The 15,051-nt window shown below is 55.0% G+C and carries 15 protein-coding genes; 14 read left to right on the forward strand and 1 reads right to left on the reverse strand.

All coding sequences use genetic code 11. The features are described 5' to 3' along the window. Positions 1-61: 61 nt before the first annotated feature. The 3 genes from malX to add all read left to right on the forward strand — a co-directional run bounded on the left by malX (position 62) and on the right by add (position 3,973). Positions 62-1,654, forward strand: a complete 1,593-nt coding sequence (gene malX / locus HV157_RS03170) for a maltose/glucose-specific PTS transporter subunit IIBC (protein WP_182268517.1) — start codon at positions 62-64, stop codon at positions 1,652-1,654. Between the two features lie 48 nt (positions 1,655-1,702). Continuing rightward, entirely contained in the window at positions 1,703-2,875 is a 1,173-nt protein-coding gene (locus HV157_RS03175; protein WP_182268516.1) for a MalY/PatB family protein, read from the forward strand. Positions 2,876-2,971: 96 nt separating this feature from the next. Then, positions 2,972-3,973 (forward strand): adenosine deaminase, encoded by a 1,002-nt coding sequence (add, locus tag HV157_RS03180; protein ID WP_182268515.1) that lies wholly within the window; start codon positions 2,972-2,974, stop codon positions 3,971-3,973. 45 nt (positions 3,974-4,018) lie between these two features. Here add and HV157_RS03185 read toward each other — a convergent pair whose 3' ends face one another. Beyond that, positions 4,019-5,059, reverse strand: coding sequence for an oxidoreductase (locus HV157_RS03185; protein ID WP_182268514.1), 1,041 nt, complete (start codon positions 5,057-5,059; stop codon positions 4,019-4,021). 243 nt (positions 5,060-5,302) lie between these two features. On the opposite strand from HV157_RS03185, the gene blr reads away from it, so the two are divergent. The 11 genes from blr to dtpA all read left to right on the forward strand — a co-directional run bounded on the left by blr (position 5,303) and on the right by dtpA (position 14,985). After that, a complete protein-coding gene (gene blr / locus HV157_RS03190) occupies positions 5,303-5,428 on the forward strand; it encodes a division septum protein Blr (RefSeq protein ID WP_168112406.1) in 126 nt (41 codons plus the stop codon). Positions 5,429-5,660: 232 nt separating this feature from the next. Next, positions 5,661-5,876: a transcription modulator YdgT gene (gene ydgT, locus HV157_RS03195; RefSeq protein WP_006174966.1), complete on the forward strand. Its 216-nt coding sequence runs from the start codon at positions 5,661-5,663 to the stop codon at positions 5,874-5,876. Positions 5,877-5,962: 86 nt separating this feature from the next. Continuing rightward, positions 5,963-6,403: a DUF2569 domain-containing protein gene (locus tag HV157_RS03200; protein ID WP_182268513.1), complete on the forward strand. Its 441-nt coding sequence runs from the start codon at positions 5,963-5,965 to the stop codon at positions 6,401-6,403. A gap of 76 nt (positions 6,404-6,479) precedes the next feature. After that, entirely contained in the window at positions 6,480-7,061 is a 582-nt protein-coding gene (gene rsxA, locus HV157_RS03205) for an electron transport complex subunit RsxA (RefSeq protein ID WP_014169803.1), read from the forward strand. Next, the gene (gene rsxB, locus HV157_RS03210) at positions 7,061-7,639 is read left to right on the forward strand and encodes an electron transport complex subunit RsxB (protein ID WP_014169802.1); all 579 of its coding nucleotides are present in this window, start codon (positions 7,061-7,063) and stop codon (positions 7,637-7,639) included. The genes rsxA and rsxB overlap by 1 nt, the downstream gene beginning before the upstream one ends. Next, on the forward strand, positions 7,632-9,854 hold the full coding sequence (gene rsxC / locus HV157_RS03215; RefSeq protein ID WP_182268512.1) for an electron transport complex subunit RsxC: 2,223 nt from the start codon (positions 7,632-7,634) through the stop codon (positions 9,852-9,854). The genes rsxB and rsxC overlap by 8 nt, the downstream gene beginning before the upstream one ends. After that, positions 9,855-10,907, forward strand: coding sequence for an electron transport complex subunit RsxD (gene rsxD, locus HV157_RS03220; protein ID WP_049023474.1), 1,053 nt, complete (start codon positions 9,855-9,857; stop codon positions 10,905-10,907). It abuts the gene before it with no gap. A 10-nt stretch (positions 10,908-10,917) separates the two neighbouring features. Continuing rightward, positions 10,918-11,538: an electron transport complex subunit RsxG gene (gene rsxG, locus HV157_RS03225; protein ID WP_020884325.1), complete on the forward strand. Its 621-nt coding sequence runs from the start codon at positions 10,918-10,920 to the stop codon at positions 11,536-11,538. 2 nt (positions 11,539-11,540) lie between these two features. Then, the gene (locus tag HV157_RS03230; protein WP_014169798.1) at positions 11,541-12,227 is read left to right on the forward strand and encodes an electron transport complex subunit E; all 687 of its coding nucleotides are present in this window, start codon (positions 11,541-11,543) and stop codon (positions 12,225-12,227) included. Next, positions 12,224-12,859, forward strand: coding sequence for an endonuclease III (nth, locus tag HV157_RS03235; RefSeq protein ID WP_182268511.1), 636 nt, complete (start codon positions 12,224-12,226; stop codon positions 12,857-12,859). Before HV157_RS03230 ends, nth begins: the two co-directional genes overlap by 4 nt. A gap of 617 nt (positions 12,860-13,476) precedes the next feature. Then, positions 13,477-14,985, forward strand: a complete 1,509-nt coding sequence (dtpA, locus tag HV157_RS03240) for a dipeptide/tripeptide permease DtpA (RefSeq protein WP_014169796.1) — start codon at positions 13,477-13,479, stop codon at positions 14,983-14,985. Positions 14,986-15,051 lie beyond the last annotated feature (66 nt).

Here is a 15,051-nt window from a genome sequence, read left to right on the forward strand (position 1 = left end):
GTTTTATCTTCTCGCAGCATTGAAGCAGATAAACTGATTTTAACAATAAAGGAGTCGTTTTATGACGGCGAAAGCAGCACAAAAAATATCGCTGTGGGAATTTTTCCAGCAACTGGGTAAAACCTTTATGCTGCCCGTGGCACTCCTCTCGTTCTGCGGGATCATGCTCGGGATCGGCAGTTCGTTGAGCAGTAAGGACGTCATCACGCTGATCCCGTTCCTCGGGACACCTGTGCTGCAGGCGATCTTTATCTGGATGAGTAAAGTTGGCTCCTTCGCCTTTAGCTTCCTGCCGGTGATGTTCTGTATTGCTATCCCGCTGGGTCTGGCACGCGAGAACAAAGGCGTGGCCGCCTTTGCCGGGTTTGTCGGTTATGCGGTAATGAACCTTGCGGTGAACTTCTGGCTGACGGCAAAAGGCATTCTGCCCACCACCGATGCCGCCGTGCTTAAAGCGAACAACATTCAGAGCGTTATCGGGATTCAGTCCATTGATACCGGGATCCTCGGCGCGGTGATCGCCGGGGTGATTATCTGGATGCTGCATGAGCGCTTCCACAATATTCGCCTGCCTGATGCGCTGGCGTTCTTCGGGGGCACCCGCTTTGTACCCATTGTAACCCTTGTGGTCATGGGTCTGTTTGGCCTTATTATTCCGCTTATCTGGCCGGTCTTTGCGCTGGGGATTAACGGGATTGGCCGCATCATCAACGGTGCGGGCGATTTTGGTCCGATGATCTTCGGAACCGGCGAACGTCTGCTGCTGCCGTTTGGTCTGCAACATATTCTGGTGGCGCTGATCCGCTTTACCGAAGCGGGCGGCACAATGGAGGTGTGCGGACACGATGTGAGCGGTGCGCTGACCATCTTCCAGGCACAGCTGAGCTGCCCGACCACGCACGGCTTCTCTGAAAGTGCAACCCGCTTCCTGTCGCAGGGTAAAATGCCGGCCTTCCTCGGCGGCTTGCCGGGTGCGGCGCTGGCCATGTATCACTGTGCTCGTCCGGAAAACCGCCATAAAATTAAAGGGCTGCTGATTTCCGGGGTCATCGCCTGCGTCGTGGGCGGTACAACGGAGCCAATCGAATTCCTGTTCCTGTTTGTCGCGCCAGTGCTGTATCTCATCCACGCGGTACTGACCGGTCTGGGCTTCACCGTGATGGCGGTGCTGGGCGTCACCATCGGGAATACCGACGGCAACGTCATCGACTTTGTGGTGTTCGGGATCCTGCACGGGTTGTCGACCAAGTGGTACCTGGTACCGGTGGTCGCCGCTATCTGGTTCGCGGTGTACTACGGCATTTTCCGCTTCGCCATCACCCGCTTTAACCTCAAAACGCCTGGGCGGGATACCGATACCGCCAGCAGCGTTGAGCAGGCAGTTGCAGGTACCGTGGGTAAGTCCGGCTATAACACCCCTGCTATTCTGGCGGCGCTAGGCGGTGCGGATAACATTACCTCTCTGGATAACTGCATCACCCGACTGCGCCTGTCGGTGGCGGATATGTCGAAAGTGGACACCAACGCCCTGAAAGCCAACCGGGCCATCGGCGTGGTACAGTTAAATCAACATAATTTGCAGGTGGTTATCGGCCCGCAGGTTCAGTCAGTGAAAGATGAGCTGGTAACCCTGATGCGTACAGTGGAAGCCTGATGCCTCACCCCCTCGCGCTGAGGGGGTTTTTCTTTAAGGACTTGAGTCATGTTCGATTTTTCAACCGTCGTGGATCGACACGGCACCTGGTGCACGCAGTGGGACTATGTCGCCGACCGCTTTGGCGCGGCCGATCTGCTGCCCTTCACCATCTCTGATATGGATTTCGCGACCGCGCCCTGCATCACCGAAGCGCTGCACCAGCGTATTCATCACGGGGTGTTTGGCTACAGCCGCTGGAAAAATGAAGAGTTTATCGCCGCTGTGGCGCACTGGTTCCGGCAACGCTTTAACAGCCACATTGATACCGAATCGCTCGTGTACGGGCCTTCCGTTATTTATATGGTATCCGAACTGATTCGCCTCTGGTCAACTCCCGGCGACGGCGTGGTGGTCCATACCCCCGCTTACGATGCGTTCTATAAGGCCATCGAGGGGAATGCCCGCCAGGTGGTCGGCGTAGCGATGGAAAAACATGCCACGGGCTGGCAGGGAAATAGGGCCGCACTTGAGGCGGCGCTGGCAAAACCGGAAAACAAAATTTTGCTGCTGTGCAGCCCGCAAAATCCCACGGGTAAAGTCTGGACCCGTGAAGAGCTGAGTCACATGGCAGAACTGTGCGCCCGTTATGACGTGGCGGTGATCAGCGATGAAATTCATATGGACATGGTGTGGGGAGGCCGTCGCCATACGCCGTGGAATGAAGTGGCACGCGGCAAATGGGCACTTCTGAGCTCTGGTTCAAAAAGTTTTAACATACCGGCGCTCACCGGTGCCTGGGGGCTGATTGGCGATGAACAGAGCCGTAACGGTTACCTCAGCGCATTAAAAGGTCGTGACGGGCTCTCTTCCCCTTCCGTACTGGCGCTGACGGCCCACATTGCTGCCTATCAGCAGGGAGAGCCATGGCTGGATGCGTTGCGGGCGTATCTGGAGGAAAATCTGGCGTACATTGCACGCGAATTACACCGCGCGTTTCCGACGCTCAACTGGCAGCCACCGGAAGCCACGTATCTGGCCTGGATCGATTTACGCCCACTCAACCTTGACGATAAAATGCTACAAAAAGTCCTGATTGAGCAGCAAAAGGTCGCCATCATGCCGGGAAACACCTACGGCGAAGAGGGTGACGGTTTTGTCCGTCTGAACGCGGGATGCCCGCGTAGCAAGCTTGAGCAAGGGGTTCAGCGGCTGATCGCTGGCATAACGACGCTCCTGTAATCAGATTGCGCAACGGAATATTCCCTTGCGCAAATAGCTTTTTACCTCGTTTTGTTTTTATAATATGACGCACTTTAACCAGAAAAGAGTGCGACCATGATTGATACACGCCTGCCACTAACTGATATTCACCGCCATCTTGACGGTAACATTCGTGCCCAAACCATCCTCGATCTTGGCCGCCAGTACAATCTCACGCTCCCTGCTCAAACGATTGAGACCCTAATCCCCCACGTTCAGGTCACCTCAAATGAACCGGATCTGGTCAGTTTCCTGAGCAAACTCGACTGGGGCGTGAAGATGCTGGCCTCGCTGGATGCCTGCCGCCGTGTTGCTTTCGAAAATATTGAAGATGCCGCCCGTAATGGCCTGCACTACGTTGAACTGCGCTTTTCGCCAGGCTATATGGCGATGACCCACAACCTGCCCGTTGCAGGTGTGGTTGAAGCGGTAATTGACGGCGTGCGCGAAGGGTGTAAAACCTTCGACGTTCAGGCTCGCCTGATTGGCATTATGAGCCGCACCTTCGGTGAAGCGGCCTGTCTGCAGGAGCTGGAAGGGTTACTGGCGCATCGTGATGCGATCGCTGCCGTTGACCTGGCGGGTGATGAACTCGGCTTCCCGGGCAGTTTGTTCCTTTCTCATTTCAACCGCGCGCGTGACGCCGGCTGGCACATTACCGTGCATGCCGGTGAAGCGGCAGGCCCTGAAAGCATCTGGCAGGCCATCCGTGAGCTGGGTGCAGAGCGTATCGGTCATGGTGTCAAAGCCGTTGAAGATCGCGCCCTGATGGATTTTCTTGCCGAGCAGCGTATTGGTATTGAATCGTGTCTGACGTCCAATATTCAGACCAGCACAGTGGCATCACTGGCGCATCACCCGCTGAAAACCTTCCTGGATCACGGTGTTCTGGCCTCACTGAACACGGACGATCCGGCAGTACAGGGCGTGGATATTATTCATGAGTACACCGTCGCCGCACCGCAGGCTGGCCTGAGTCAGGATCAGATCCGCCAGGCGCAGATTAACGGCCTGGACATCGCCTTCCTGACGCCAGCAGAGAAACAGGCGCTGCGGGATAAGGTCGCCCGCGGCTAAGCCCGTTGCCGGGTGGGCGCTTCGCCTTACCCGGCTTTGCCAGAATCACGCCAGACAGAGCGTTGCGCGGTGTTTGGCTGATTCAATCCCCAGTTCAATCAATTCCATAATCTGAATCGCCTGGCTGGCCGGAACCGGGTTATCCCCCGTCCCGTTTAGCGCATCACGGATAGCGGCATAATACGCCGGATAGTTACCCGGGATCGTCAGTAACGTTTCTTCAACCCTCTCCTCGCCTTCCACCCGCGTCACAATCCCGTCCCGCATGTCATAGCCCCAGTCTTCCTGCGGCAAACGCTCGCCGTTTTTCAGGCGTTCTTCCTGAGGATCGAGACCAAACTTCACATAGCTCCCGCGGGTACCGTGGAGGATATAACGCGCTGATTCAGCGGCTGCCACCATTGTCCCGTGCAGTACAATACGCCGCTGCGGGTAACTCAAGACGGCATGAAAGTAGTCAGTGGTTTGCGCTCCGGGTCTGAGCTGGGCCAGATCGACCGTCATGCTGACCGGCAGGCCAAACAAATTTACGGCCTGATCGAGAAGATGCGGCGCTAAATCGTACCAGATGCCGCTGCCCGGCCCGGCTTGCTCACGCCAGCGGTTTCGGACCTGAGGGCGGAACCGGTCAAAGTGCGATTCAAAAAAGAGGATTTCGCCCAGCGTACCTTCATTAAGGAGCGCTTTTACCGTCAGGAAATCACTGTCCCAGCGGCGGTTATGAAATACCGAAAGCACTCTTCCAAAACTTTTTGCCAGCGCATCCAGTTCGCGCGCCTGTGACAACGTCACCGTGAAGGGTTTATCGACAATAACGTGCTTACCGGCTTCCAGTGCGGCCTTTGCCAGCGGAAAATGCGTGTCATTGGGGGTGGGAATGACGATCAGATCAATATTAGGGTCGTTAAAAAGATGCTTAGGTTCAGAAACAACCGGCACGGAGGGCCAGTCGGCATGCACTTTCGTGGCATCGCTACTGGAAACTGCCGCCAGCGCCATGCCCGGCGTCCCGGCAATCAGAGGCGCATGAAAAGTCTTGCTCGCGTAACCGTAACCAATAAGCCCGACGCGGATGCTATCACTCATAATGTTGCCCTCTTTTATGACTATCTTATTTCACACTGGCTACTCTGACGTTCTTACAGATTAATCATGTGCCATATGACGTAAAATAGCAGGCTATGCCGGTTGTTTTTGTTACATAGATTTAACGTTCTGATTTTGTATAGGGGAACCGTTCCCAAAGCACTTGCCGCGGGGGGAACGGCGCTGTAACATTTGCAACCTGTATTTATGGATAAATTACACGTACCAGTCATGACATCAATTATTAATCGAATCATTGAATTAGCGGGATGGATTGTCCTTGGGGTATCGGTCATTTTGCTTGGTGTTGCCAGCCATATCGATAACTACCAGCCGCCGGAGCCTGTCACCGTCGCCCAACCTAAGTAACCGGTTACCGCAATAAAGAGTGACATAATATGTCAGTTACTTATTGCCAGCCCTGGTGAACACGGTTAACCTTCTCTTCCAGGCATCGTCTGATGCCTGTACTTTCAGCAAAGAAAACTCCTAATTTAGTCGCGTTATCTGAGTGGGCTGTTTACGTCTTTATTAATCCGTTTATTATTCGGACGAATTACCTTAACTGGTATTACTCACTTTTATATGGAAACTTATTAATATGACAGTTCAGGACTATTTATTAAAATTTCGCAAGATCAATTCGCTTGAGAGCCTGGAAAAACTGTTTGACCATCTGAACTACACGCTGTCGGATAATCAGGAAATCATCAATATGTATCGCGCCGCTGACCACCGCCGTGCGGAGCTGGTCTCCGGTGGCCGTTTGTTCAACGTCGGTGAAGTGCCTAAGTCTGTATGGCGCTACGTTTTATAAGAAAGTAGCCATCCGCGCGAAATGTTATATACTCTCCGCCCTGCAAACTGGCTGTACAACATTTCGCGCAGATTATGGGAGAGTTCATGACCGCAACGCCTGGAGAACGAATTGGAGGCTGGTTAATCGCCCCACTGGCATGGCTGCTGGTTGCCTTATTAAGCGCATCACTTGCGCTGCTGCTTTATACCACCGCACTGATTACACCTCATGCAATCCAGACCCTGATGTCGCAAAGTGTGCTTAATATTACGATGTGGTTTGTGTCGTTCGTTTTTGCGATCGGGATGTGGTACTACACGCTATGGCTGACCATTGCCTTCTTTAAGCGCCGTAAGGGTGTCCCTAAACACTACATTATCTGGCTGCTGATTTCGGTCCTGCTGGCGGTGAAAACCTTTGCTTTTTCGCCAGTTTCTGATGCCCTGGCCGTTCGCCAGCTGCTTTTTCCGTTACTGGCCGCGGCGCTGCTGGTGCCCTATTTCAAGCGTTCGACGCGGGTGAAGAACACCTTTGTGAACCCGTAATAACCTTACAGATAACCTGTTGTCGCCTGCGGTGGTTTGTCCGATAATAGGCGGCTTTTTTATTTCAGGCTAAATAATGACCGATTACTTACTGCTCTTTGTCGGCACTGTGCTGGTTAACAACTTCGTCCTGGTGAAGTTCCTTGGCCTGTGTCCATTTATGGGGGTTTCCAAAAAGCTGGAAACTGCAATGGGCATGGGGCTGGCCACCACCTTCGTGATGACGATGGCGTCTATCTGCGCGTGGTTGATTGATAACTGGATCCTCATCCCGCTGGATTTAATCTATCTGCGTACGCTGTCCTTTATTCTGGTCATCGCGGTGGTAGTGCAATTCACAGAAATGGTGGTGCGTAAAACCAGCCCGGCTCTCTATCGCCTGCTGGGTATCTTCCTGCCGCTGATTACCACCAACTGTGCAGTACTTGGCGTGGCGCTGCTGAACATCAACCTTGGGCATAACTTCATGCAATCGGCGCTGTACGGTTTTTCTGCCGCCGTCGGTTTCTCTCTGGTGATGGTGCTGTTCGCCTCGATTCGCGAGCGCCTGGCAGCAGCGGATATCCCTGCGCCATTCCGCGGTAACGCGATCGCCCTGGTGACAGCAGGTTTAATGTCTCTGGCCTTTATGGGCTTTAGTGGTCTGGTGAAGTTGTAATGAGTACTATCTGGATAGCCATCGCCTCTATCAGCGTGCTGGGGTTGGTGTTTGGCCTTATTCTGGGTTACGCCTCCCGCCGTTTCGCGGTAGAGGACGACCCTGTTGTAGAAAAAATCGATGAGCTTCTGCCGCAAAGCCAGTGCGGTCAGTGTGGCTATCCTGGCTGCCGTCCCTATGCCGAAGCGGTAGGCGTGCAGGGTGAAAAAATTAACCGCTGCGCACCCGGCGGTGAAGCGGTAATGCTGAAAATAGCCGCCCTGCTTAACGTTGACCCGCAACCTGTTGACGGCGATGAAGATGTGCAGGAGCCGGTTCGCGCCCTCGCCGTGATTGACGAAGCGAACTGCATCGGCTGCACAAAATGCATTCAGGCATGCCCTGTCGACGCCATCGTTGGCGCAACCCGTGCCATGCACACCGTCGTGGCGGATCTGTGCACCGGCTGTAACCTCTGCGTGGCACCCTGCCCGACGCAATGTATAACGTTGCGCCCGGTTGAACCGACTACCGAAAGCTGGAAGTGGGATCTTCAAACCATTCCGGTTCGCATCATTCCTGTGGAACAACATGCTTAAGTTATTTTCTGCTTTCAGAAAAGAGAAGATTTGGGACTTTGACGGTGGTATCCATCCACCTGAAATGAAAACCCAGTCCAACGGCACGCCGCTGCGCCAAATTCCGCTGGCGTCCCGTTACGTCATGCCGCTGAAACAGCATATCGGTGCTGAGGGTGAACTGTGCGTGAAAGAAGGCGATACCGTCCTTCGCGGCCAGCCGTTAACGTTCGGTCGCGGACGTATGCTGCCGGTCCACGCTCCGACGTCCGGTACAGTGGTGGCGATCGCCCCCCATACCGTAGCACACCCCTCTGCGCTCTCCGAACTGAGCGTCATTATTGAAGCCGACGGAGAAGACCGCTGGATAGACCGTGACGGCTGGAGCGATTACCGCAACCGGAGCCGCGAAGCGCTTATCGAGCGTATTCATCAATTCGGCGTTGCCGGCCTGGGCGGCGCGGGGTTCCCTACTGGCGTCAAACTGCACGGCGGCGGCGATAAAATTCAGACTCTGATCATCAATGCAGCAGAATGTGAACCCTACATCACCGCCGACGATCGTCTGATGCAGGACTGCGCCGCGCAGGTCGTGGAAGGGATCCGCATTCTTGCCCATATTCTGCAGCCACGCGAAGTGCTGATTGGCATTGAAGATAACAAGCCACAGGCTATTTCGATGCTGCGTGCCGTCCTCAACGGCAGCCACGATATCGGCCTGCGCGTTATTCCAACCAAGTACCCCTCTGGCGGCGCCAAACAGCTGACGCAAATTCTGACCGGCAAGCAGGTTCCGCATGGCGGACGCTCTTCGGACATCGGGGTGCTGATGCAAAACGTCGGGACAGCCTACGCCGTGAAACGTGCGGTGGTGGACGGTGAACCGCTGACCGAGCGCGTGGTTACGCTGACCGGTGAATCTGTCGCACGTCCGGGCAACGTCTGGGCGCGTCTGGGTACGCCGGTTCGTCATCTGCTGGAACAGGCTGATTTTTGCCCGGGCAGCGACCAGATGGTGATCATGGGTGGCCCGCTGATGGGCTTTACCCTGCCGTGGCTCGATGTCCCGGTAGTAAAAATCACAAACTGCCTGCTTGCCCCCTCCCCGACCGAAATGGGTGAAGAGCAGGAGGAGAAAGGCTGTATCCGCTGCAGCGCCTGTGCCGATGCCTGTCCGGCGGATTTACTTCCGCAACAGTTGTACTGGTACAGCAAAGGTCAGCTGCACGATAAAGCGCAGGCCCATAACCTGGCCGACTGCATCGAATGCGGTGCCTGCGCCTGGGTCTGCCCAAGTAACATTCCTCTGGTGCAGTACTTCCGCCAGGAGAAGGCCGAGATTTATGCCATCTCCATGGAAGAGAAACGCGCAGCCGAAGCGAAAGCGCGTTTTGAAGCGCGTCAGGCGCGTCTGGAACGTGAAAAACTGGCCCGTCAGGCGCGTCACAAACAGGCCGCAGTTCAGCCCGGCGAAAAAGACCAGGATGCGATTAATGCCGCACTGGCACGCGTGCGGGAGAAAAAAGCGACGGCAGCCCAGACCGTGGTGATCCCGGCCGGTGAAAAACCGGATAACAGCGAAGCGATTGCCGCCCGCGAAGCGCGTAAAGCGGCTGCGCGCGCCCGTCAGGCAGAAAAAGCACAGTCAGCCTCCTCTGACGCTGAGATCGATCCGCGTAAAGCCGCCGTTGAAGCCGCCATTGCCCGCGCCAAAGCCCGTAAGGCCGGCGAGCAAAACGTGGTAGTTGAACAAGACGCGGAGACCATAGATCCCCGTAAGGCGGCTGTTGAAGCGGCGATCGCGCGCGCCAAAGCGCGCAAAGTCGGCGAGCAAAACGTGGTGGTTGAGCAAGAAGTGGAGGCCGTAGATCCCCGTAAAGCGGCTGTTGAAGCGGCGATCGCGCGCGCTAAAGCGCGCAAAGCAGCGGCGCAGACTGAAACCGCTACGCCTGAAGCCCCCGTCGACCCGCGTAAAGCGGCTGTCGAAGCCGCCATTGCCCGTGCCAAAGCGCGTAAAGCGGCGGCGCAGCCTGAAGCCGCTGAACCTGAAGCACCTGTCGACCCGCGTAAGGCGGCTGTTGAAGCCGCCATTGCCCGCGCCAAGGCCCGCAAAGCAGCACAGCAGGAAGAACAGCAGCCGGCCGCAAACGACGACCCACGTAAAGCCGCAGTCGCCGCCGCCATTGCGCGCGTTCAGGCGAAGAAAGCCGCACAGCAAGCAGTTAACGAGGATTAAATGGTTTTCAGAATCGCAAGTTCCCCTTACACCCATAATCAGCGCCAGACATCACGCATCATGATACTGGTGTGCCTGGCGGCGCTGCCGGGCATTGCCGTTCAGTGCTGGTTTTTCGGCTGGGGAACGCTGTTCCAGATAGTGCTGGGTTGTGCCAGCGCCTTAGGGGCAGAAGCCCTGGTGCTTAAACTGCGTAAGCTGGCGGTTTCCCGCATCCTTGCCGATAACTCAGCACTGCTGACTGGCCTGTTGCTGGCAATCAGTATTCCACCGTTTGCTCCGTGGTGGATGGTGGTGCTCGGTACGGTGTTTGCAGTCATTATTGCCAAACAACTTTATGGTGGGCTGGGCCATAACCCGTTCAACCCGGCGATGATTGGCTACGTCGTACTGCTGATCTCCTTCCCGGTTCAGATGACCAGCTGGTTGCCGCCGCATGACATTGCCGCGACGGTACCCGGCTTTATGGATGCCCTGCACGTTATCTTTACCGGCCATACCGCGCTCGGTGCGGATATGAACGCGCTGCGTATGGGCGTGGATGGCATCAGCCAGGCCACACCACTCGATACGTTTAAAACCTCCCTGCATGCCGGGCACTCCGTCGATCAGATTATGAAATCTGCTATCTTCAGCGGCATGCTGGCGGGCGCGGGCTGGCAGTGGGTGAACCTTGCTTATTTGCTGGGCGGGCTGTTCCTGCTGCAGCAGAAAGCGATCCGCTGGCATATTCCGGTCAGCTTCCTCGTGACGCTGGCGGTCTGCGCCACACTGGGATGGGTGTTCTCGCCAGAATCGCTCGCCAGCCCACAGATGCATCTGCTCTCGGGGGCAACCATGCTGGGTGCGTTCTTTATCCTGACCGATCCGGTAACGGCATCTACCACGAACCGTGGCCGCCTGATCTTCGGTGCACTGGCCGGCTTGCTGGTGTGGCTCATCCGCAGCTTTGGCGGTTACCCGGACGGTGTGGCATTCGCGGTTCTGCTTGCAAACATCACCGTTCCGCTCATCGACTACTACACGCGTCCGCGCGTGTACGGCCACCGTTAAGGGTTTCGCGATGCTGAAAACAATGCAAAAACACGGCGTCACGCTGGCCATTTTCGCCGCGGTCCTCACCGGACTGACGGCCCTGGTGAACAACCTGACCAAATCGACCATCGACGAACAGGCGGTGAAGCAGCAAAAAGCCCTGTTCGATCAGGTGATCCCCCCTGATTTCTACGATAATGACCTGCAGAAAAGTTGCTTCGTGGTCCAGGCACCTCAGTTAGGCAAAGGCCCGCACCGCGTCTTTATTGCCCGTAAGGGGGATAACGCGGTAGGCGCGGTAATGGAAGCGACGGCGCCCGATGGCTACTCCGGGGCGATTCAACTGCTGGTCGGCAGCGATTTCTCCGGTACCGTGTTGGGTACGCGCGTGACGGAACATCATGAGACGCCAGGCCTGGGGGATAAAATTGAAACCCGTCTGAGCGACTGGATTTTGCATTTTGCCGGAAAAGTGATCCACGGCGAAGCGGATCCTGCGTTTGCTGTGAAAAAGGATGGCGGCGAGTTTGACCAGTTCACGGGGGCAACCATTACCCCACGGGCCGTGGTCAATGCCGTAAAACGAGCCGGGCTGTATGCGGAAACGCTGCCCGCGCAGATGAACAATCTTCCGGCCTGTGAGGAGTAATCATGAGCCAGGTTAAAGAGGTTATCGTCCAGGGATTGTGGAAAAACAACTCCGCGCTGGTACAGCTGCTGGGGATGTGTCCGCTGCTGGCAGTGACATCCACCGCCACCAACGCGCTGGGTCTGGGGCTGGCAACCACGCTGGTTCTCACCCTGACCAATCTGTCCATCTCTGCCCTGCGCCGCTGGACGCCATCGGAAATCCGTATTCCGATTTACGTCATGATCATCGCGTCGGTGGTGAGTATCGTCCAGATGCTGATTAACGCTTATGCGTTCGGTCTGTATCAGTCGCTCGGGATCTTTATTCCCCTCATCGTAACCAACTGTATTGTGGTCGGGCGCGCGGAAGCTTTTGCCGTAAAAAACAGCCCGGCGATGTCGGCTCTGGATGGTTTCTCTATTGGTATGGGGGCAACCGGTGCCATGTTCGTGCTCGGCTCAATGCGTGAGATCCTGGGTAACGGAACGCTGTTTGATGGCGCAGATGCGCTGCTCGGCGGCTGGGCTAAAGCGCTGCGCATCGAAGTCTTCCACACCGATACGCCGTTCCTGCTGGCCATGCTGCCGCCAGGCGCGTTTATTGGCCTCGGCATGATGCTGGCGATAAAATACCTGATTGATGAAAAACGTAAGCGCCGCGTGGCTGAGCGCAGCGTACAGGAAGGGATACCCGAGAAGGCCTCATGAATAAAGAAAAGCGCATTGCGATCCTGACCCGTCTGCGGGATGAGAACCCACATCCGACGACGGAGCTGAATTTTAACTCCCCGTTCGAGCTGTTGATCGCCGTGCTGCTCTCTGCGCAGGCTACCGACGTGAGCGTTAATAAGGCGACCGCCATGCTTTATCCGGTCGCCAACACGCCAAAGGCGATGCTGGAACTGGGCGTGGACGGGGTGAAGTCCTATATCAAAACCATCGGTCTGTTTAACAGCAAGGCTGAGAACGTGATCAAAACCTGCCGGATCCTGCTGGAACAGCACGGGGGTGAAGTGCCGGAAGATCGCGCCGCGCTGGAAGCATTACCCGGCGTGGGACGTAAGACTGCAAATGTGGTACTTAACACCGCGTTTGGCTGGCCGACTATCGCCGTTGATACCCATATTTTCCGCGTCTCTAACCGCACGAACTTCGCACCGGGTAAGAATGTCGAGCAGGTTGAAGAGAAACTGCTAAAAGTGGTTCCCGCCGAATTTAAGGTGGATTGCCATCACTGGCTCATTCTCCATGGCCGTTATACCTGTATTGCCCGTAAGCCTCGCTGTGGCTCCTGTATCATCGAAGATCTCTGCGAGTACAAAGAGAAAGTGTATCCCTGATATCTTGCGCTTTTCGTTTTCTGACGCAACGGCAATTCCTTATCAAAAGAGGGTCTACCAGAAGACCTTCTTTTGACCATAATTTATCCGCCTTCATTACCGCTTCCCTTATCACTTGTTCGAGCCTTTAACGCTCAAACAGGTTAATACTTTTTTCATAGCCGAAAATTTCTATACATATGTGATCAAGATCACCCTGATAACTTCGTGTTGAATTTTTGTTGTTAAAAGCGGCGTAAACCCTTTGCCAGACAAGATCAAACTCATCACGAGCAACACATAAGACCAGCTATTTTTCAGAATATGGGCTATATCACTGCAATAAACCTCAAATAGCAGAACATATCGCCATTGAGGGCAAATTATGGGTGAATGCCAGTCAAAAAAACTCCCTTTACAGATCGTATGAAATTTAACGCTGAATAACATTTGTATGAACCGCCGATTATAGCGGCCCAGTTATATGTAACAGATTATTACAAACGTATTGCCAGACGGTGCAGGATAGTGAACATTACCCGCCGTTTCTCCTCCCAATATAACTATAAGGCGGATGGACTACGGCCATCACGCGATGAACACCCCCGTTAATATGGGATGTAAAAAAAGAGGTATATGTGTCGACTGCAAACAATAAACCAACAGATGAAAGCGTAAGTCTTAACGCTTTTAAACAACCTAAAGCGTTCTATCTCATCTTCTCTATCGAGTTATGGGAGCGTTTTGGTTATTACGGCCTGCAAGGGATCATGGCGGTTTACCTGGTAAAACAGCTGGGTATGTCCGAAGCAGATTCCATTACGCTGTTCTCCTCTTTCAGTGCCCTGGTGTACGGTCTGGTCGCTATCGGCGGCTGGCTGGGTGATAAAGTCCTCGGGACTAAACGTGTCATTATGCTGGGTGCGATTGTCCTGGCCGTTGGCTATGCGCTGGTTGCATGGTCTGGTCACGATGCCGCTGTGGTGTATATGGGTATGGCGACTATCGCCGTCGGTAACGGTCTGTTCAAAGCGAACCCGTCTTCCCTGCTCTCTACCTGTTACAACAAAGATGACCCGCGTCTGGACGGTGCATTCACCATGTACTACATGTCCGTGAACATCGGTTCCTTCTTCTCCATGCTGGCAACCCCGTGGCTGGCCGCTAAATTCGGCTGGAGCGTTGCGTTCTCCCTGTCCGTTGTCGGTATGCTGATCACCGTGGTTAACTTTGCCTTCTGCAAACGCTGGGTTAAAGACTACGGCTCCAAACCTGACTTCGAACCGGTTCACATTGGCAAACTGCTGGCGACCATTGTCGGCGTGGTGATCCTCGCGGCAATCGCAACCTGGCTGCTGCATAACCAGGGCATCGCGCGTGCCGTTCTGGGTGTGGTTGCGCTGGGTATCGTGATCATCTTCGCGAAAGAAGCCTTCGCCATGCAGGGTGCCGCTCGTCGTAAGATGATTGTGGCCTTCATCCTGATGCTGGAAGCGATTATCTTCTTCGTTCTGTACAGCCAGATGCCAACGTCTCTGAACTTCTTCGCTATCCGTAACGTTGAACACTCAATCCTGGGTATCGCGTTCGAGCCGGAGCAGTATCAGGCCCTGAACCCGTTCTGGATCATGATTGGTAGCCCGATTCTGGCTGCTATCTATAACAAGATGGGCGACCGTCTGCCGATGCCGCACAAATTTGCTATCGGTATGCTGCTGTGTTCTGGCGCATTCCTGGTACTGCCGCTGGGTACGAAATTTGCGACTGACGCCGGTATCGTCTCCGTTAACTGGCTGATCCTGAGCTATGCGCTGCAGTCTATCGGTGAACTGATGATCTCCGGTCTGGGCCTGGCGATGGTTGCACAACTGGTTCCTCAGCGTCTGATGGGCTTCATCATGGGTAGCTGGTTCCTGACCACTGCGGGTGCCGCCATCATCGCAGGTAAAATTGCAAACCTGATGGCCGTGCCGGATAACGTGACTGACCCACTGGTCTCTCTGAACGTCTACGGTACCGTGTTCATGCAGATTGGTATTGCTACTGCGGTTATCGCGGTTCTGATGATGCTGACTGCGCCGAAGCTGAATCGCATGACTCAGGACGACGACAAGACGGCGAAAGCGACCGAAACCGCTACCGCATAATGTCACTGAGAAACGACTGATCAGAAGCCGCTAATGTATTAGCGGCTTTTTTTTTACCCGTTCGCG

The organism is Enterobacter sp. RHBSTW-00318 (genome assembly GCF_014101375.1).
Lineage (GTDB): Bacteria > Pseudomonadota > Gammaproteobacteria > Enterobacterales > Enterobacteriaceae > Enterobacter > Enterobacter ludwigii.